13 protein-coding genes are annotated in these 20,383 nt (G+C 34.1%); 4 read left to right on the plus strand and 9 right to left on the minus strand.

Annotated elements, in window-relative coordinates:
• Positions 1–76: 76 nt before the first annotated feature.
• The 3 genes from tsaD to OPR29_RS00300 all read right to left on the minus strand — a co-directional run bounded on the left by tsaD (position 77) and on the right by OPR29_RS00300 (position 3,501).
• Entirely contained in the window at positions 77–1,087 is a 1,011-nt protein-coding gene (gene tsaD / locus OPR29_RS00290; protein ID WP_007302199.1) for a tRNA (adenosine(37)-N6)-threonylcarbamoyltransferase complex transferase subunit TsaD, read from the minus strand.
• A 72-nt stretch (positions 1,088–1,159) separates the two neighbouring features.
• Entirely contained in the window at positions 1,160–1,897 is a 738-nt protein-coding gene (locus OPR29_RS00295) for a WD_0702 family putative metalloprotease (RefSeq protein WP_012481913.1), read from the minus strand.
• A gap of 176 nt (positions 1,898–2,073) precedes the next feature.
• Entirely contained in the window at positions 2,074–3,501 is a 1,428-nt protein-coding gene (locus OPR29_RS00300) for a sensor histidine kinase (protein ID WP_010403276.1), read from the minus strand.
• A 64-nt stretch (positions 3,502–3,565) separates the two neighbouring features.
• On the opposite strand from OPR29_RS00300, the gene OPR29_RS00305 reads away from it, so the two are divergent.
• The gene (locus OPR29_RS00305) at positions 3,566–4,735 is read left to right on the plus strand and encodes an aspartate aminotransferase family protein (RefSeq protein ID WP_265025249.1); all 1,170 of its coding nucleotides are present in this window, start codon (positions 3,566–3,568) and stop codon (positions 4,733–4,735) included.
• Here OPR29_RS00305 and OPR29_RS00310 read toward each other — a convergent pair.
• Positions 4,732–8,418, minus strand: a complete 3,687-nt coding sequence (locus OPR29_RS00310; RefSeq protein ID WP_265025250.1) for a DEAD/DEAH box helicase — start codon at positions 8,416–8,418, stop codon at positions 4,732–4,734. The genes OPR29_RS00305 and OPR29_RS00310 overlap by 4 nt on opposite strands.
• A 97-nt stretch (positions 8,419–8,515) precedes the next feature.
• On the opposite strand from OPR29_RS00310, the gene rimM reads away from it, so the two are divergent.
• From rimM to OPR29_RS00325, 3 genes are read left to right on the plus strand one after another with little or no spacing between them, the layout of a single operon-like run.
• Positions 8,516–9,016, plus strand: a complete 501-nt coding sequence (gene rimM / locus OPR29_RS00315) for a ribosome maturation factor RimM (RefSeq protein WP_006014540.1) — start codon at positions 8,516–8,518, stop codon at positions 9,014–9,016.
• A gap of 59 nt (positions 9,017–9,075) precedes the next feature.
• A complete protein-coding gene (efp, locus tag OPR29_RS00320; RefSeq protein WP_017532253.1) occupies positions 9,076–9,642 on the plus strand; it encodes an elongation factor P in 567 nt (188 codons plus the stop codon).
• Complete coding sequence (locus OPR29_RS00325) at positions 9,643–10,335, plus strand: inositol monophosphatase family protein (RefSeq protein ID WP_213863819.1); 693 nt, start codon at positions 9,643–9,645, stop codon at positions 10,333–10,335.
• A 280-nt stretch (positions 10,336–10,615) separates the two neighbouring features.
• Here the strand turns inward: OPR29_RS00325 and hemA are convergent, their stop codons facing one another.
• The 5 genes from hemA to OPR29_RS00350 form a co-directional block, all read right to left on the minus strand.
• Positions 10,616–11,812, minus strand: coding sequence for a 5-aminolevulinate synthase (gene hemA / locus OPR29_RS00330; protein WP_211908736.1), 1,197 nt, complete (start codon positions 11,810–11,812; stop codon positions 10,616–10,618).
• Between the two features lie 71 nt (positions 11,813–11,883).
• Positions 11,884–13,725, minus strand: coding sequence for an ankyrin repeat domain-containing protein (locus tag OPR29_RS00335; protein ID WP_265025251.1), 1,842 nt, complete (start codon positions 13,723–13,725; stop codon positions 11,884–11,886).
• 150 nt (positions 13,726–13,875) lie between these two features.
• Positions 13,876–17,049, minus strand: a complete 3,174-nt coding sequence (locus OPR29_RS00340) for an ankyrin repeat domain-containing protein (RefSeq protein WP_265025252.1) — start codon at positions 17,047–17,049, stop codon at positions 13,876–13,878.
• A gap of 38 nt (positions 17,050–17,087) precedes the next feature.
• Complete coding sequence (htpG, locus tag OPR29_RS00345; RefSeq protein WP_265025442.1) at positions 17,088–18,992, minus strand: molecular chaperone HtpG; 1,905 nt, start codon at positions 18,990–18,992, stop codon at positions 17,088–17,090.
• Between the two features lie 158 nt (positions 18,993–19,150).
• Positions 19,151–20,371 (minus strand): KAP family P-loop NTPase fold protein, encoded by a 1,221-nt coding sequence (locus tag OPR29_RS00350; protein ID WP_265025253.1) that lies wholly within the window; start codon positions 20,369–20,371, stop codon positions 19,151–19,153.
• Positions 20,372–20,383: the final 12 nt, after the last annotated feature.

Below are 20,383 nucleotides of genomic sequence, written 5' to 3' on the forward strand. Positions count from 1 at the left end.
TAGTAGATACCACTGTAATTTTTAAGCCTACAAAAATTCACCAGCGGCCGCATTATATAGTAGATAATTTTTTGTGCTAGTAATATTTTTCTAATTCCCACTTTGGCCTTGGTGCAAAGTCAAGAGAGTCTACATAGCTTCTCTGTAACCTTTCAATTCCTGTCCATCCAACCATCACTGCATTGTCTGTACATAAATTGCTTGGAGGAGAAAGCACGTTCAAGTCTATGTGCTTTTTTAATCTCTCTTTCAGGAAATTATTTGCTGCAACTCCACCAGTAATTACAAAATCATTGATTTTAATATTTAAAGATACAGCGATACCAATAGCATTTCTGACTCTATCGAGTAATATGTCGCTAATACACTCTTGAAACGAAGCACACATATCACACACATCCTGTTCACTCATTACAAATTCTCGTGCTAAGTTTTTTACCGCTGTTTTAATTCCAGAAAATGAAAGGTCACATCCAGAACGTTTTATCATTGCTCTTGGCAGCTTAAATCTCATACCATCACCTTTTTTAGCTAACTCTTCAATTAATGGACCTCCCGGATAGCTTAGACCCAGCGTTTTAGCGACTTTGTCAAATGCTTCTCCTAATGAGTCATCAAGCGTTTCTCCAAGTTTGATGTATTTACCTACATCCTGTGCAATTAAAAATTGGCAGTGACCACCTGATATCAGCAGGACTAAAAACGGAAATTCAACCTCATATAGTAGCCTAACAACTAACGCATGTGCTTCTAAGTGATTAACTGCAATAAACGGTTTTTGTGTTACGTGTGCAATTGCTTTAGCCATCATTGTACCAATTATTAATCCACCTATGAGTCCTGGTCCTGATGTTGCTGCAATTGCATCTAGATCACAAAAGTTAAGGTTAGATTTTTCCATAGCACTTTTTATTAAACCACTTAAATGCTTCATATGAGCACGTGATGCTATTTCAGGAATCACTCCACCGCACTTTTTGTGCTCTACCTGAGAAAGAATTTCGTTAGCAAGCACTTGCTTATCACTATTTACAATCGCAACTGCAGTTTCATCGCAACTTGTTTCAATCGCTAAAATGGTTTTCATATATATTTGAACTCTTTAAATTGCGAGAACTATAACTTGAAATGTTGAAGAAGTGAACTTTGTTCTGCTGAGCTAATTATCATCTTCAAATATAGAACCAATTTTTTTGCTTCCAGGAGAAAATTTATTAGTCCAACTGCTTTGTACTTTGTTTATATCTTTAAAAGCAGTTTTATCGCTATATTCCTTTACTTCTTTATCTATTCTCTCCATTATTTGTAGATCCAGGTAGCTCTTTTTCCATTGGTTAGTAGCAAGAAATACTCTGTTTAAATCTTGAGTGCGAATTAGATATTCTTTATCTTTAGGATAAACTTCCTGAGCCCAAGCAAACAGCTCAAAATAGCGTGCGAATAACTCAGACGCACGTGATTTTGGAGTTTGGTAAACTTGTATCTCCTTAAATATAATTTGACCAATAATTTTTTGTACCAGAATATTTGACTGCTTTAAGTTCTGCTCAATATCCTGATAAACTTTATAGAGAAATTCTTGCTCTAAGCTTAAGTTCAGTTCATTTTCAACCATATGTGAAAGTTCATGTACTATGATGTAAGGATTTGACCTTCTTAGCACAATAACATACTTATTTAAACCAGAAGAACGAATTGTCTTACACACTCCCTCTTCCATATCCACTAATCCTTCTTGATATATTTCAAACGAGAGTCTAGTTTGCTTTATTATTGACAAAGTGAGGTTTAATGTATTTCTAAACTTCTCAAATTGATAGAGATATTTGACATATTGTATTACGTTTTCACTATTTCCTACTTGAGTTGCTTGTTTTATTAAGTTCCTGATTAGCATGCTTCATTATTAAAGGAATTTTCTTTATGCTCAAGAATTATAAAGTGTTTTCAGGAAGTATAGCTAAAAAAGTTTAATTTACTTACATTCCGCTACTTATTATTAGCCAAGAGGTATCACGTCAGTATGACTTAGGAATGTACTAGATATAAAAGTGCAATATCAAATATATTTTACTAAAAATCAATCAACTTTTCACATGTTTGCTCTTCATAAAAGAAGCTCAATGTTATCGTAGTACCAAGTTTTGCTTCACTTTGAATGTTGAAAGTCCCACCCATTAACTCTACTAATTTCTTGCTTAGAGGTAATCCGATACCTGTGCCTTCGTTTCTATATCCCGAATCTGCTTGGCCAAAAACGGACATAACTTTATATATGTCCTGCTGCATTATCCCTATTCCATTATCATGAAACTCAATAGTTAATAAATTTTTTTCTATATTCTCTTTAATAATCATTCTTATTAAACCACCTTGAGGAGTGAACTTGATTGCATTTGATAACAAATTTATTATAACTTGCTTCATTCTTTTGGGATCGGCGATAACTAATAATTGTTTATCAGATATCTCTTTCTTTAAACTAATCCCTGTTTCTTTTAGTTTAGGTGATAACATTTTTAAGCACGAATCTATTATCTTATTCAGATTAAACTTCACTTTCTCTACTGTTAAACTACTTGATTCAGCTTTAGAAAAATCGAGCACATCATTAATCAAAGCAAGTAAATGTGTACCAGCATTATATATATCGTCTACGTATTCCTTGTATTTAGAGTGATCTACCGAACCTAAAGTTTCATTTTTGATCAACTTTGCAAATCCAATAATAGCATTAAGAGGTGTACGCAACTCATGTGTAACACTTGCAAAAAATTTTATCTTATTTGCATTTTCTTGCTCTAATGCCTCTTTAACCCTTTGTAATTCAATATTAGTTTTATGCTGCTTGGCTAGCATTTGGGTATTGGAAAAGTGCAAATAAAGCATTATTAGTATTAAGATAACCAGTAATAAGCCCATTAATATTGAAAATAGACTATATACCATAATATAAGAGTCATTATAGCTTTGAATGATCTTCAAAAAAAATGAAGGCTTAATGTCATCTTCATGAAATATAGGGAAAGTAGAAGTTAATGTATTTCCTGTAGCGTAAAATATTTCTTGATTGCTTAGCAATTTATCAATTTCATCATTTGTAAGCAACTGCTCATAGTCATGACCTTGAGTATTAAAATTACTGAAAATTACTCTGGCATTTTGATCATACAGTATTAAGCTAAAATTTCTTACTTTGCTTACTGATTGTAACAATTCAGCACGCAATTTTACCAACTGGTTTATGTAATCAAAACTGTTATATTTAATATGATGTTTTTCTATTAGTAAATAATGATATTTTTTTATTATACTATTTTCCAATAGATCTTTTAAGTTTGCATTTGAATTACGGTAAAAAGAAAGAAAATTATTCTTTAATGAATAACTGCGGTATATTGTGCCCAATAAAACCACAAAAATTAATAAGAATAGCGAGATAATTTTTGTATATCTATTTGTTTTTAGTGTAGTAAAAATTAATTTACTTAATTTATACATATTCTTCTCATTGTGAAATAACGTCTTTTATGGTATTAATAAAAAATTAGCATATCATACTTTTATGACAATTTCTCCTATCTTGCCAGTTTATTCTCCTGTTAACATAAATTTTTCTTATGGCAAAGGTATTTACTTGTATGATATCGATAATAAGCGCTATATAGATTTTCACTCTGGAATAGCTGTTAGCAGTTTAGGTCATGCCAACCCACGATTAACTGATGTCCTAAAATTACAAGGAGAAAAACTATGGCATATATCAAATACCTATAATATATCTACTACCAACAAATTTGCAGAAAATTTAATAAACAACAGCTTTGCTAATACTGTATTTTTTGCAAATTCTGGATCAGAAGCAGTGGAATGTGGACTTAAAATCGCTAGGGCCTATCAAAATGGAAAAGGTAATAAAAATCGCTATAGAATTCTAACATTTCATGGTGCATTTCATGGAAGGACATTTTTAACTTGTGCAACAAACGATAGACAGAAATTTTCTGAATTACTGAATCCTTATATTGACTGGTGTGATAACATAGAGCCCAATATTGAGAGTGTAAAGAAAGCAATTTCTAATGGCATAGGTGTTATATTAATAGAACCAATACAGGGACAAGGTGGTATTAAAGTAATGAGTGAAGTCTTCATGAAAGAGCTAAGAGAACTATGTAACGAAAACGACATACTGCTATTTTTTGATTGCGTTCAGTGCGGTGCTGGCAGGACAGGAAAGTTATTTGCATCTGAACACATAGGAATTAAGCCTGACATATGTGCTCTTGCAAAAGGAATAGGAGGAGGTTTCCCTCTGGGGGCTTGTCTTGCAACTGAAAAGGTTGCTAAGTACATGGCGGTCGGTATGCATGGTTCTACTTTTGGTGGTAATCCACTTGCAACTTCAGTAGGTAATGCTGTATTGGATGAATTGCTCAGCCCTGGCTTCTTAGAAAATGTTGAAGTTAGAGGTAAGTCTTTAAAAAACAAACTAGAGGACTTAGCAAGCAAGTTTCCAATGATAGAAGAAGTGAGAGGAAAAGGGTTGATGCTAGGAATAAAAGTAAAAATGAATAACCAAAAATTTGCAGAAGAGCTAAGTCACCGTGGTTTACTCACTGTTGGAGTAACATCAGATAACGTTGTAAGAATCTTGCCTCCACTCATTATCACTGAAAAAGAGATTGATGAAGGCATTGAAATCCTCACTCAGTATTTATCTGAAAAGTTCTAGTTAAAAACTAAACCTTCCTGCTCACTAGTTGTTGGCTGTATCAAAATTGCAGATAAAGCAGTAGATACAACTTTATCAGCTACTTCATTTGTACACTTTGCCTTTTCCTGTTCTCTTATCAGTGTAAGCTCATTTATATCACTTAGTGAGTCAAATTTTGTTATATCCTCAAATATAAACGATTGCACGGTGCTTTTCTCAACAATAAAGAGAAAAAAATCCCTACCATTTATCAATATTGTACCTAATAAACTCTGCATTAGACCTTTTCTAAAAACGCATTCGGACAATTTCTCTAGCAAAGGTTGCATTCCATACAAAAAGAATAATCCCCTTGTTAAATAGGTCGTTATTTCACATAACAATGCACCACACAAAAGTGCTAGTGGTCCAAATACTATAAAACCACAAAGTAAAGGCAATGGCATGTTCTCGCCTAATGATATTTTACCTATAAGGATCATAGAAGCCCAAAACCCAACGAATAGCATAGCTCCACCTAAGTATATCCTTTCTTTAGAGCGTTTGCTAAAGTTTTCATTACATAACTTACGAAGATCATTATTAACCCTTGCTCTAAAAATAGTATGGCTATTTTCTAACTGTGGTACCGACTTCACCTTTGTAAGCAAGGGAGTTGGATCATAGCGCTTTACTCCATGACGCCACTTATGGCACCTTACAATTTCATTAATTACCATACTAATTCGATCATTGATCTTGCATAATTTGCTTTCTTGATATAAATCTCCTTGATAATACTTTTCTCTAAATTTCACACAGTCTAATTTCTTTAAATCAGATAAAAAATCTTTAATTTCTTGTGCTATTTTATCAGTATCACCTCTGTAGCCTACAGCTTTCAAAATTGCTGCTAAGTGTTCATTTTCAATTTGAGCAATTGTTCTATCTAATGCACGTATATATTGCTTGGATTGAAAATATGAGATGATTTTTTCTTTACATCTATCCTCATTGCCTTCGTACAAACTATTTCTTTTGAAACTGCTGTCATGTTCTTTGGCAATTTCTAATGCATGAACCAATACATTTTGCGCCTTCACACTACTTTCACAGTGACAGTTTCTGATTATGTGTACATACGCTCTTGCACTGGTATCTCCAGATTTATCTATATTGTACGCTTTAGCCAAAAAGACTAAATAGTCAAACCCTGCCCAAAGATAATACATTACCTTTGTTATAGCACTCCCCACAGAAAATAAAGCTGAGCGTGTGCAAGATAATTTACCGTTGTTTTTAATTCTGTTCTCATATGAACGAAGGTATGCCTCTGTACTTTTTAAAATCCTATGTAAATCTTGTTCTGTCTTTTTGACATCAAAATCATTTATATCATGAACTTTTTCATACGTTTCTTTTATCAAATCACTAGAAAACTTCTTCAGAGCTGAATCATCAATATTTCCTAATGCATCAATATTTTTACTAATATAGATTTCTATTTTTCTTCCAAGTTCTTCTCCCATTCTATTTTTTAGCAACTTATTGTATTTATTAGTAGCTGGAAACAAAACTTTCTGACAAAATTTCTGTGGTTCCTTTTTAAAATTTGCTAAGATCTTATTCACAAATAGCTCAACTTCTTCACCTGCAGCAGCGAAAAACCATGATTGTCTGCTCTCATTACGCTCTCTATTTCTTCCAAGATTCTGTAGGGCTTCAGATGGATTATTGAACTGACTAACCGAATCTGCAAATATTGATGCAACATGATTATATTCACTATCAAATCCACGACCTTTCGATCCATCTATAACCGTTGTCAACGCATATTTAGCCAATGAATCAAAATCTCTTTTTTCATAATCACAATAAATAGTTCGATATTTACCTATTTGATTACGTATTATCGCTGAAAAGGGTCTATTTTCTCCAATACCAAGATCATTTTTCCCAATTCCTGCAAAGATACATTTATTTTGTTTGCAGAAATCAATGAGACTATGTAGTATACCTTCCTCTCTTTCCATGAGGTCATGGAGCTCTTTGCTTAAGCGCCAATTATCAACTATTAAGCTGCATTGCTCATTATCACTTTTACTCAGTGCTTCAATTACTGTCTTTATTTGCAGTAAGAGCTCATCTCTAGCAAATTGCTCACTAAAGCCTTTTCTCTCTAGGTAGCTTATAATATTGTTATCATTAGTGGTGCTAACATTCTTTTTAACATCTTCTATCAATTCACTCAAACCTTCTCTTCTTTTTTTATCTAAAGTAATATTATCACACTTCATTAAATATGAGAGAGTAAGATCGATCATTGAATGCATTACTCTATATTTTAGATATTCAGCAGTACTACTGAAATCCACCTTTTCTTTTAATTCAGATATCTGCTCTTCTGTCAGACTAGGATATTGCTTTTTAACGCAGCTTATAAAGTTCGCTTCGCGTAACTTGAGCCTATAGTCTTGATAAGATATCCCTTCAGGCTGAAATTTATTATACACTTCATAACGTGTACTACCTTCATATACTAAATTATCTCTACCCTGCAACGCAAAGTTAAGATTAACTATACTATTTACATCATCAGCTAAAAGCAGAGCACTTTCTCCAATTGGGCTTTGCACATTCCATCTTATAGAAGTTAATAAATCATCGGTATCAACAAGCTTATTGTAATTAAAAACTTCTTCGCTCTCTTCAACATATTCATGAGCTGGGCTCGATTTTTCTCTAGTAAATAAGCTACGCACGTTAGCAAGAAATCTAGAAAGCAGTTCTTTTGACTCTACACCAGTTGCTTTAGTTAGTACCCACCAAATTGGCAACATTACTATACCAAATATAAACATAGAAATTGTATAATATAAGTTTCCAATCAAAGCAGAATACAGCCAATAATCTGAAGTTAGACCAATTACAGCAGCAACATTACTATTTATAACAGGAAATAATGTAATCATAGGTATTATAGTAACAGCAATATTCACTACAAATGCTAGAGTGAAATTTGTTCTCCTATTGGTTTTTGCAATAACACTTGCTGTTTCGATGGCGTTTGCAATACAACGTCTACTCAATCTTGTCGGGCTGATAACTTTTCCGCATCTATTTAAAATCCTTCTCTTTGGTGTTGCAGTGAGGTAAGTCGTAGGATATTTCTCATCAAGCTTGCACATGTTCTCAAAATCCTGCTGCTTATTAATACTGTCTGCTTCATCAACACTAATCCACAACTTGGTATTTTGGTCTTTTAATTTCCGATCATTTTCTTGCTGTAATAGCAGGTCATGTGTTATTATAATTATTGTAGGTTCAGTTTCCTGCAGTGCATTTTTAATTTCCTCAGCAGTTTTGGGTGTCCTAATGTTTACAGTAAATGCACTACTCATCATTTTTTTAGCTTGGTTTACTAGATCACTGTTTGGTACTGCAACCAGATGATGAAACCCTGCTTGGGCTAGTACATGGCTCCACATTCCAATATCGTAAGTCTTGCCAAACCCAGTTTCTGCATCGATCAGAACATTACAGTTAGTAGTAGAAGGGTTGCGTAAATGTTCTAATGCCTCTTCAACAACAGGTTTACGACGTGCTACTATTATAGATTCCTTTGTATCATCAAGTTTTATAGATTCACCTTTTAGCTTGCAGTTGATTTTTTCTAAGCTACTTATAATACTTTGCTTTTCTTGATTGCTGATAGAACTCACACATTACCCGCTATAATTATTACAATATTAATTGTATGTTAATTCAGTAAATTGTCAATTCTATGGACAAAAAGCTGATTTCAACTATCATATTAATATGAATATATGCCTCGGAATAATTACTTCTCCTCATGGAATCAAAGGAGCTGTCAAAATAAAAACCTTTACTGAAAAGCCCGAAAATATTTTCCTATATGGTGAACTAATAATCGGAAGTGAAAATTATAAAATAAGCTTGGTGTCTGTTGTCAGTAATAATTTAGTAATAGCAACAATTAGCGGTGTGAATTCCCGTAATGAAGCAGAGCTTTTAAGAAATAAAAAGTTATATATAGAAAGAGATAAGCTACCACAGTTAAATGATGAGGATGAATTTTACCAAGATGATCTTGTGAATATGGAAGTAAGACTAGAGAGTAATGAATTATATGGCTATGTGAAGTCTGTGAATAATTTCGGCTCAGGGGATATATTAGAAATTTTGGTTATCAGCACAAAAAAAAACATTATGTTATCTTTTACTAAAGAAGTATTTCCATACATCAACATGAAGGAAAGGTATATAGTAATCAACATGCCAGAATTCATTGGCCAATAAAAATTTTGATATTTGTATAAAGTTATTTATAATAATCAGACCAAATTAAAAGTGTAATTATGGCAGAAAGGGCTAATGATATCAGGCCAGGTCAGGTACTAGAACATAACGGTGGATTGTTTTTGGTTGTAAGTATTATGCATACTCAACCTGGTAAAGGTGGTGCATATATACAAGCTGAAATGAAAAATATCCAAACAGGAGCAAAGTACTATGAGAGGTTTCGCTCTGATGCAACAATCAGAAGGGCAATTTTAGATGAAGAGGAATATGTTTATCTCTTTACTGAAGGGAATATCGTAAATCTTATGCATCCAAGTAGTTACGAGCAGATTGTTATAAATTTAGACTTATTAGGGGAAAAGAAGGCTTATTTGCAAGATAATATGAAAATTAAAGTAGTAACTTATCAAGATAAAATAATTTCTGCACATGTGCCTGATCACGTTACACTAACTGTAAAAGAGACAGAGTCTGTTATCAAAGGTCAGACTGTTACTGCTTCTTATAAGCCTGCAATTTTGGAAAACGGAATACGTGTTAACGTGCCTCAATTTATAAAAGAAGGGGATAAAATTGTATTACATACTCCTGATAACAGCTATTACGAAAGAGTAAAAGAGTAAATGGCCATTTCATCACCACGAATCAATGTGATGCTTGATTCTGTACGCAGTGCCTCCAAGCAGCTTATACGTGATTTTAATGAATTGCAAATTTCAAGCGTTAAGTCAGCAGACTTTATCAATAAAACTTATTCAAAATCCAAGCAACTTATATACGATTGCTTGAAAAACTACAACCAGAACTATGACTTTATTTTTGAAGACGATTTAGGCCAAGATCTAAAAGAAGGCAGTTATACTTGGTTTATTATGCCTATAGAAGGCAAGGAAAACCTTTTTAGTTGTATGGTTTATTTTGCAGTATCAGTTTGTCTCATTCATAAAAACAGAGTTGTAGCAGCTGTGATTGATGCTCCAGCCCTTAGAGAAACTTTCTGGGCAGAGGAAAAGAAAGGAGCTTTTCTTGAAGATTTCAAATCTCGCCATGTAAAAATGCGGATGAAAGCTCGTGAAGGGGGAATAATAGACATAAGTGGTAATTTGTTAAATAAATTACCACTTGACAATAATAATCTGCGCTCCCTTGGCTCAACGGTACTAGGTTTTGCATATCTTGCTGCCGGAAGATACAATGGAATAATTTACTCTGGAATTAATAAATATAAAACTTCACTCGGTAGGCTTTTTTTGCAAGAAAGCGGTGGGAGATTAAAGGAAGATAACGCGCTTGTCATTGCTGGAGATATAAACTAAAGTTCATTCAAAAGAGCAAAAGTCACGTAGTGAAAATAATAAATGGTCTTACCTACCCCTCATTGCAGCAGGGTGGCAAAATAAGATAGACGAGAAAAGACAACTATAGGAACAAATAGTCAGTGTGTGACAATGGCATCTAGTCCTTTTGCACAAAAAATGTTGTAAAGTAACTTAGTTGGATCCCAGTGTTAGCTACTTTCATGACAAGAAATAAAGCACTGATTTTGTACATTAACCATGCTTTTAAATAGATACCTTATTCTTGGCAACTTTAAACTCAACAACAGACACAAACAGATAATTTCTCAAAAACTTTTACAAGAGATTTTGTTAAATGCTCTATCATTTCATTTGTATGGTAAGGCGTAGGAGTAATACGGAAGCGCTCAGTCCCCTTTGAAACTGTTGGGTAATTTATATGTTGTACATATATTCCATACTCATCAAATAACAATTTTGATGCTTTTTTGGACAACTCAGGATCGCCAATTATGATTGGAATTATATGAGTTTCTGTTTGCATAAAATTCACTCCTGCATTTCTCAGTGAGTCTTTTACCTTTTCAACAGACTGCTTTTGCTTCTCTCTTTCAACATTGCTCGATTTTAAATGCTCAACGCTTGCCTTTGCTGCTGCTGCTAAAACGGGTGACATAGCAGTAGTAAAAATAAATCCTGGGGCTGAACTTCTTATTACATCCACCAAGCTCTTTGAAGACGCTATATATCCACCCATCACTCCAAAAGCCTTTGATAATGTACCTTGAATAACAGTTATTCTATCCATCAAACCTTCTCTTTCTGCAATTCCGCCACCGCGCGGTCCATACATGCCAACTGCGTGTACCTCATCCAAATAGGTAATTGCATTATACTGATCTGCTAGATCACATATCGCTTCAAGCGGTGCTACATCACCATCCATTGAGTATACAGATTCAAGTGCTATTATTTTCGGCGTTTTTATATCTATAGACTTTAGCAACTGCTCTAAGTGATCAACATCATTATGCCTAAATATGTGCTTCGGTCTTTTGCCTGACTTTATACCTTCTATCATTGAAGAGTGATTTTTCTCATCTGAAAAAATTACCACACCCGGAATAACAGACGACAAAGTGCTAAGCGTAGTTTGGTTGGCAAGGTAGCCACAAGCAAAAGTTAAAGCAGCTTCTTTTTGATGCAAGTCAGCCAAAGACTTCTCGAGCTCAACAACTTCCTTTGTTGTACCTGATATATTTCTTGTTCCTCCAGCACCAACAGATGAATTTTGAATAGCAGCAATGACACTATCGTTTTGTGACATTCCCAGATAATTATTACTGCACCAGACAATAACCTCTCTATTTCTTTCATAATCCATAATATAGGGAAGTTTGCCAGGTAATGACGCAAAATGCGTAAATTCACGATAGCGCCCTTCTTCTTTTATATCTTTGATTTTATTTAAGAATATTTCTTCGTAGTCTACCAAGTTTTTATCTATTAACAATCAATATAATTATAATAAATTATTAAATGATAGACTACTATATTTATTCATTATCAGCCACAACAAGGTGTACTTTTTTGTGTATCATCAACCTTTTTAACCTCATTATCCTCAACTAAGCTTTTAGGCCTATAGCAGTACGTAATTGTAGCTGCAATAAGACAACAAGCTGCAACTGCTACTCCTATTGCTAACATCTCTAAGTAAACTGCAACAGCTACTCCTAAGGCAATACCAGTTATTGCAAGCGCAGAAGCAGCTACAATATACTTTTTTGTGTTTTGTGGATTATTCTTTGAATTGCTTGGTACGGTTGCTGAATAGCCTAAAGATGACATAAATTCCAAAAATCCCTTATTTCCTCGTTTTTTTGCCATATCTAAAGAGCTTTCTTTCAAAAGAGTATCTGATGGTTTATTAATAATTGGATCGTTTTCTAAATACGGGCTTGTACCATTGTCTATTAGCAATTTTGCAGATTTTTTATGCCCTTCATTTATTTTTCGATTATAAGCTATAACATGCAACGCAGTACCAACATTATTGCTTTGCATATTAACATACCTTTCTTTATCTTCTGCTGCACTTATTAAGATGGCAACTACATCAGAATGACCATTATCAGCAGCTAAGTGCAATGCAGTTTCACCATTATTATTCTGTAAATAAAGATCTTCATTGTTTTGTAAAAGTAATTCCACCATTGCCGAGTTACCTTCTGCAGAAGCGTACATCAGAGGAGTAAAGTTATGCCGATCTTTAGCATCAACTGTTGCACCATGCTCTATTAACAATTTTGCAACATCTAAATGTCCACTATATGCTGCTTCATGTAAAGGAGTTACTCTGCTGCCTGTACTGCTCACTGAGTTAACATTTGCACCGCTATCAAGTAAAAGCTTCACAAAATCTTTATGACCATTTCTAGCAGCTAAATGAAGTGCAGTGTCACCACCTACTTTTGTTTTTGATTTAATCTCAATATTTGCACCACATTCTAGTAAACGCCTGCCAAGCTCAACATCACCTTTTTGTGCTGCAACGTGTAAACGAATAAATCCATCATTATCATAATCTGTGAAACGTTCATTAATATCGTCTAGTAAACTTTCCCTACCAGCTTTTAATTCCTCAGGAATGATAAGTGTTACTTTACCATTTTCATACTCTACTTCACCATTATGAAATTTAAGTGTGAATCTAAGTAAACTGTCTAATTCACATATCTCCTTCTCTGGCTCATCAGAATTGCGTGCCACCATTGATGACTTATAGTTAATGCGTACATAATTCTCATCAGAACAATCGATGTACATGATCTTCTTGTAAGAATCGCTAGAAAGTACCTGATATTTTATTAATATACTATGTATTCGGATAGCAAGGAAAGCCATATACCCCGCTTGATTACAACTTGTGGTTAATTCCTCTATGAGGGAATCATTCGGAACCTCTGCTTTAGCATGTTTAAAAATTTCCGTAAAAACATACTTTGCAAACAGACGTTTATCATCTCCCTCATTATATTTATCATATAACCCTTTAATGAAACTATTATCTATAGTGCGATCATTGATTACAAAAAAATCCGTTCTATATAGGTCTTGATAAGCTGTGTTACCAGACTTTACATCTTCATTATTCTCATTTGCCTTTACTTGACCCAGCAGAGATTGTGTTAGCTGAAATTCTAACGTAGTTACTTCACTAGATTGAGTATCAGAATTATTAACGCCAGATTCCTCTTGACTTTCATTACCTGAATCCTCAGAACGACGGCGCTCTTTTTCCTCTCGTTCTAAAATTTCAAACCCTTCTTCAGTTCCTGAATCCCTAGAATCTGATTTCTTTAAAATTTTGTTTGATTCCTGTGATACAAAATCTGAACCTAACATGTTTTTCCTCACTAATTAGTAGCTAAGCTAAGTGTAGCATTAAATGGCAATTTTGTCAACTTAGCAAGCATCTCTTCGTAGTCTACCAAGTTTTTATCTATTAACAATCAATATAATTATAATAAATTATTAAATGATAGACTACTATATTTAGTATACAGACCTTTCCTTGAACACAATCTCTGCAGGCTCACCATTCTCAATTAAGCTTTTAGGTCTACAGCAGTATGTAACTGTAGCTGCAATAAGACAACAAGCTGCAACTGCTATTCCTACCGCTAACATTTCCAAGTAAACTGCAACAGCCACCCCTGAAACAATACCGGCTATCGCAAGCGCAGAAGCAGCTACAACATACTTCTTTGTATTTTGTGGATTTTTTTTGAGGCCACTTTTGCTGCTTTGCTCATTAATTCTTGGCAATTCTGTTTTTGGCTGTCCATTTCCGTTAGCAACTTGTTCTACATGCTCAGTAGGTTGATTAACGTTAATATCATTATTAATATCTTCAATTTCAATCGAAAGAAATTCATCTTCATCATCACTTGTTAATTCTACTCTTAAAGTACAAGGAACAGAATTACTAGAAACAGTACCATTAGCTGTTGCTTCAGCTTCCACTGTGTCAATTACAGATATTCTTGTTTCATGACCTTCTTCACTAATTTTTTCAAATGGAGAATTACTATTAGAGTCTGAGGAAGTTCCGGCAGAGCAATCACTTTTATTACCTTCAAGTTTAGAAAAATCATCCTCCTCAGAACTCAGTGATGGTGAGCTTTCTTTAGACTCTACCAAAGGAGCTTCTTGGCTACTTGCAGCAGCTTCTACATTGTTGTCTACTGGTAATGTAGTAGCAGTGTGCTTGAGCTTATGTTCAAGAAATAGTATTATTTGTTCAAGAGCCTCTTTTTGCTCACCCTCTTCCAAATTTGTAATTTTGTCATTTGCTTGACTCAAGAGCTTCTGTAAAGTGGATTTATATACACTATCATCTAATTTCTTTAATAAATCTATCATAGTATCACGATTGATTCTATCGACAGCATCAGACAATTTTTCTCCTATAATGTTTTCATTTCCAGGCATTTTACCCTCCTCACAATTATTACCTATAGCTTCTTCTATTGAAGCCTCTTCATTATTCATAATATTCTCTACTTTATCAACAATGTTTCTTTGCGGCTGTTGATTATCAATATTTTTGGATTCTGGATCTTTTTTAATATTTAAATGCAAAGGTGTTTTATCATCTAAACCTTCAAGAAATTTTGTGATTTTTGATTCACTAGAAGATTTTTCCCTGTTTTCTTCCCTTACCAAATATAAACTTTTCGTTCCTACCAGATCTAAAGCTGTTTTGCCATCTCTATCTTGAATGTTCCAATCAGCTCCCTTGTTTACAAGTAATTTTACTATTTCAAATTTATCATGGTAAGCAGCCCAATGTAAAGCTGTTCTGCCATGCCTCTCATCTTGAACATCAACATTAGCACCATTTTCAATAAGTAAGCTTATTAGTTTAAAATTATCACGTGCTACAGCATAATGCAAAGGTGCAATTCCAGAATTATCTATACTATTAATATCAACAACTTTACGATTAACAATTACCTCTGCCGCTTTACTTTCAGGAGCTAAGTGTATAGCATAGTGCAAAAGTTTAGATGAAAAAATAATTCTACCTTCAGCCTCAGTATTCTTAAACCTATTTAGTATCACTTCTACGCATTTCTGATTACCAACAAAAGATGCCCTTTCAAGTTTTTTACATATACCATCCAAAAACATAGTATGATTCGGCTTATCCAAATGCTCTAATAAAAACTTAATATAGCATTGTCCACCAACACCAATAAGTAGCCTATCGAGCTCTTCATCTTGCGTAAATAATATACTTTTATGCGTTTCTGCATATCTTTCCACAAGCGTATCATTAGCTGCAATGGCTAGTAGTGAAAGCTCTTTTACTGAATGATTATAATAACCATTTGTTTCATCATAACTATTATTCAACAGCACATTGTGCGTATGATCAGTCAAATTAAGCTGTTGAGAGCAAAAATCCTTCAAATTACCACAATTTAAATCAGTAATAAATCTATCGCTTTCCTCTATATTATTTATAGTTTTATCTAAATCTGCATAATCACCATAATTTTTTGCTTTATTTATAACGTCTATTAATCCATCAAAGGTTAAATTTTTAGGGGTAATGGTAAATTCTTCTTCATTATGCCTTGGTTCTATATTAACCTGATCTTGAGGCCAAAATAACTCTGTTGCTACAACTGCTGTAACTTCTGCAACACCTACCAATACATTCGCAACATTACCTAAAATGCCTGGATCAGTAACTACTTTGTTTGCTACTTCACTACTATCAGATGAACTCTCAGTAATAGACAAGTCTTCAGCAGCAAATGACTTAGGTCCTTCATTCATATTTTTCTCAAGAGTCTCTGTAATTCTATTATCCTCATCTTCGAAATGCCTATTTATTTCATCTAACAAACTTTTGCCATCAACTTTGTAATTCTCTAATTGTTCAGGAATAGCAAGTGTTACTTTGCCGTTTTCATACTCTACCTTACTATCTCGAAACTTAAGGGTGAACTCTAAAATAGCATCAACCCTGCATATTTCCTTATTTGTATCAAGTTCTCTAACAGGCATACTTGGACAATACTGAATATTGAGAGAACCTTGGCTATTATATACAATACTTATCTTTCTATCGTTGGCATGAGGCAAGCTTAGTTTATGCTTAGAGAATATAGGAGAGAGCTGCATTAACAAAGAGCCATCATACCCAGCCTGATTGCAATTAGTAATTAACTCTTCTAATATATTGTCATTTGGAGTTTCTGCCTTAGCATATTTAAACATTTCTGTGAAAACTTGCTTAGCAAACAGGCGGTAATTTGCATTTTCACTCGAAATTAAGTGATTGTGCTGGCAATATGACTCGTGAACATACGCTTTGCTTATTGTTTGCCCATTAATTACAAAATCCATTCTTTCCAAATCAAGTTGTGCTTGCTTGCCAGAATTTGCATTCCTATTATTCTCACCTGCCTTTACTTGACTTAGCAAAGATTGTGTTAGCTGAAATTCCAATTCAATTGCTCTGTTAGTATTTTGTCCTTCCTCAACCTCTGAACAATTGCCTGAATCTCCAGAATGACGATGCTCCTTAATTTCTTCTTGTTCTAAAACTTCAAATTCTTCTTCAGCACCTGAATCTCTGGAATGGCGACGCTCCCTTTCTTCTGCAGTATCTACTGCTGGCGGCATGAGCCCACCAAGTAAATTCCACCCCATGTTTTACCCCCTAATTATTAGCTAAACTAAGTATAGCATTAAATAGAAATTTTGCCAAGCAAGTTATTGAGCCTTTTAGCAAATAGACTTACGTCTTCCATCTCTTCACCTTCCACTATACAAGCTTGATAGAACAATAAGTAAATCATATCTCCAAGTGTTGGATTTTCACCATTTTTAGCGTGAGATTCCATTATGTTTCTTATCAAAGGATGCTTAATGTTAATTTCAAGTACTTTTGGCGTGCGGTAATTTAGCTGCTTCTGTTCACGTAAAAAACGCTCCATACGGAGATCCATAGTTCCTTCATCAACTGCTAGACACACAGGACTATCGGTTAATTTCTTAGAGATCTTTACACTTTTTACTAAGCTTCCAAGAACCTTGGTGAAGTATTCGAGTATAGAATCCGCGTTTTCTTCGCTTTTGTTTTCATCTGATTTATTTTCTTCATCTTTCTTGCCTTCTTCTGAAGAAAATTTTTCTAAATCAACATCAGCGCGGGTCACAGACTTAAATTTTTGATCTTTATATTCATGAATCACGCTAGTCCAGAAATCATCAACTGGATCAACAAATAGAAGCACTTCCAATCCTTTGCTGACGAATCCTTCAAGTTGTGGACTGTTTTTTACTGAATCGAGACTATTACCTGTGAGATAGTAGATATGTTCCTGTTCAGGCTTCATTCTGCTTATATAATCATCAATGCTAACTAGCTTACCATCACTGGTGCTATGAAATCTGCAAATGGAAAGCAATGCTTCTCTTTCATCAGTTGGCATAGCTTCGCAAAGACCTTCTTTTAACACCGCACCAAAATTGCCCCAGAATTTTGTATATTCCTCTAAATTCTCTTTTGCTTTTTTGCCGAGCTCTGATATTATGCGCTTAGTTAAAGATTTCCTAATCTGCTCAACAACGCGATTGTTCTGCAGTGTTTCTCTGCTGATATTGAGAGGCAAATCCGGTGAATCAACCACACCTTTCAAAAAACGCAAGTACTGCGGTATAATCTGCACATTATCTTCAGTGATAAACACTTTATTTACATACAATTTTACAGAGCAGCGTCTATCTGGATGAAATAAATCAAAAGGCTTGATAGAAGGAACATAAAGCAAGTTCGTATACTCTATTGCACCTTCATTTTTATTATGAAATATCATCCAAGGCTCACCGCCCACATGTGCAACACCACGGAAGAAGTCGTTGTGCTCTTCTGGAGTAACGTCATTTTTTGGCTTAGTCCAAATTGCAGCTTTGCTATTTAATTTTTCACTTTTTCCTTCTTCATTTACAAACTCAACGGGAAAATTTATGTGGTCAGAGTAAGTAGTAACGATGTTTTCAATACGGAATTTGTCTAAAAATTCGCTTTCTTCAGGACGCATGATGAGCGTAATTTTTGTGCCACGAGAGATTTGACCATCTAATTTGCTGATTGAATACTCTCCATCTCCTTTAGATTTCCACACCCAAGACTCTTCTTCTCCGGCTTTCCTTGATTCTACTATAACTTCTGAAGCAACCATGAAGCTTGAATAAAAACCAACACCAAACTTTCCAATCAGCTCTACAGCTTGGCTCGAATCTTTATTATTCTTAATTGCATCCAAGAATTTTTGCGTACCAGAATTTGCAATCGTGCCAAGATTATCTATTAAATCTTGCCTGTTCATGCCAATTCCATTGTCGGTTATATACAGCTCATTCTTATCTTTACTGGAGCTAATAGTAATCTTCAACTCATCACTTGAATCTAATAAATCAGCATTTAATTGTGATTCATAGCGCAATTTATCACATGCATCTGATGCATTTGATATTAACTCACGCAAGAAAATATCCTTATTAGTATAAAGTGAATGAATTACTATATTTAGTACTTTGCCTACTTCAGCGTCAAATTTTAAACTTTCAGTTTCTTGTATGTTGTGCATTTTGAGCTCCATTATTAGCCTACTACTCTAATAATTTAAGTATTGCACTGCGATCTTTCAAGGTCACACATGCTAAAATTTATGTGGGCCAACTTATGGTTCCAATGCTAAACTGGAATAAGTACAACCATTGTGTCATGCAAATTAAGAAGAAAGTGCTAGAATATAATATCTCTTATTTGCTTCAAAGATTTGTTAGTCTTTGATTCTTTTTTTTTAAAAGTAGTCTCAAGAGAGATTTTAAGCTTTTTCCATTCTTCTTGACCATTTGGCATTAAATCACTCTCAATCTTCTCCAGTACTTTCTGAGGTGATGAATATAATTCCTCGTACAAATCAGTGTTTACTGACTGTAGTATTACTAAAAATGTAAATAAATTCGGATCAAGTAATTCTTCTTTTGCATGGTTCAAAAAACATAGCTTTATTCTTCTTATACAGTATTGTATTGCCTGCAGTGATAATGAGAAGCTTTCTGCATAAAATATAAAGCTATCTATAATTAAGCTCTTTGATTTTTTCGGTAATTCAGAACTTTCAAACAGTTTTCTTATAAACTGCTCTGTTGGCTGTTTTGGCAAATGCAAAGAGAGATCAGTAAAAGATTTTAGGCTAAAATTTGGTCCAAGTATTGTGCTAATTGCTCTTTGCACATTACTCTTATCTTGGCTAACAGAGATAATGAAAACCAGTCCCTCAACATCAAGCATGTACTTTATGGATTCTAAAAAATCGACAATGAATTTAGGGCGACATATATCAAGATCATCCACCATTATATAAATGTTTTTGTCTTTCCTGATTTTATTAACCACATCTGCTAGTTGTATTTTAAAATCTCTAATGTTCTCTTTTCTCCTTTGGAGAAGATTTAACTCACCCAAGACAAAACCAATGTCTTTCTTATCAGCCTCTTTTGCAGCATCGAGAAATACTGAAAGCATAGCAAGTGGAGATTTACTGATCAGCTTTCCTAATGTATTGAGAGAAAAGAGTTCTTGGTTTATGTTTTTGAACTGCTGTATAACACTCCTTTTTACTTTGTATGATGCGAATAGATCCTCAAACAAGAAATGCAAAAAAGAAGGCAATGGTTGATCTAGCGCACTAATATCCCATGCGCTGTAATAAGCTGCAATTTCATTTTGCTGCTCTAGATCCTTTACCCATTCTTTCAAAAAAAATGTCTTACCCCACTTATCATATCCTTCTAAGGATACGATCGAAAAAAACTGATCAATTGTCTTAATTATATTACTAAATCTACTTGCAACTTGTTTATAGCCTAAGCAATCATTCTCCCAAGTTGTTACCTTAGGCAATTGCTCCTCTTCTTTTTTTTTAAATGTTATTAGCGATATAAGTTTTTTTAAGCACATACCTTCTTTTGT

The organism is Wolbachia endosymbiont (group B) of Pammene fasciana (genome assembly GCF_947251495.1).
In the GTDB taxonomy this organism is placed as follows: Bacteria; Pseudomonadota; Alphaproteobacteria; order Rickettsiales; family Anaplasmataceae; genus Wolbachia.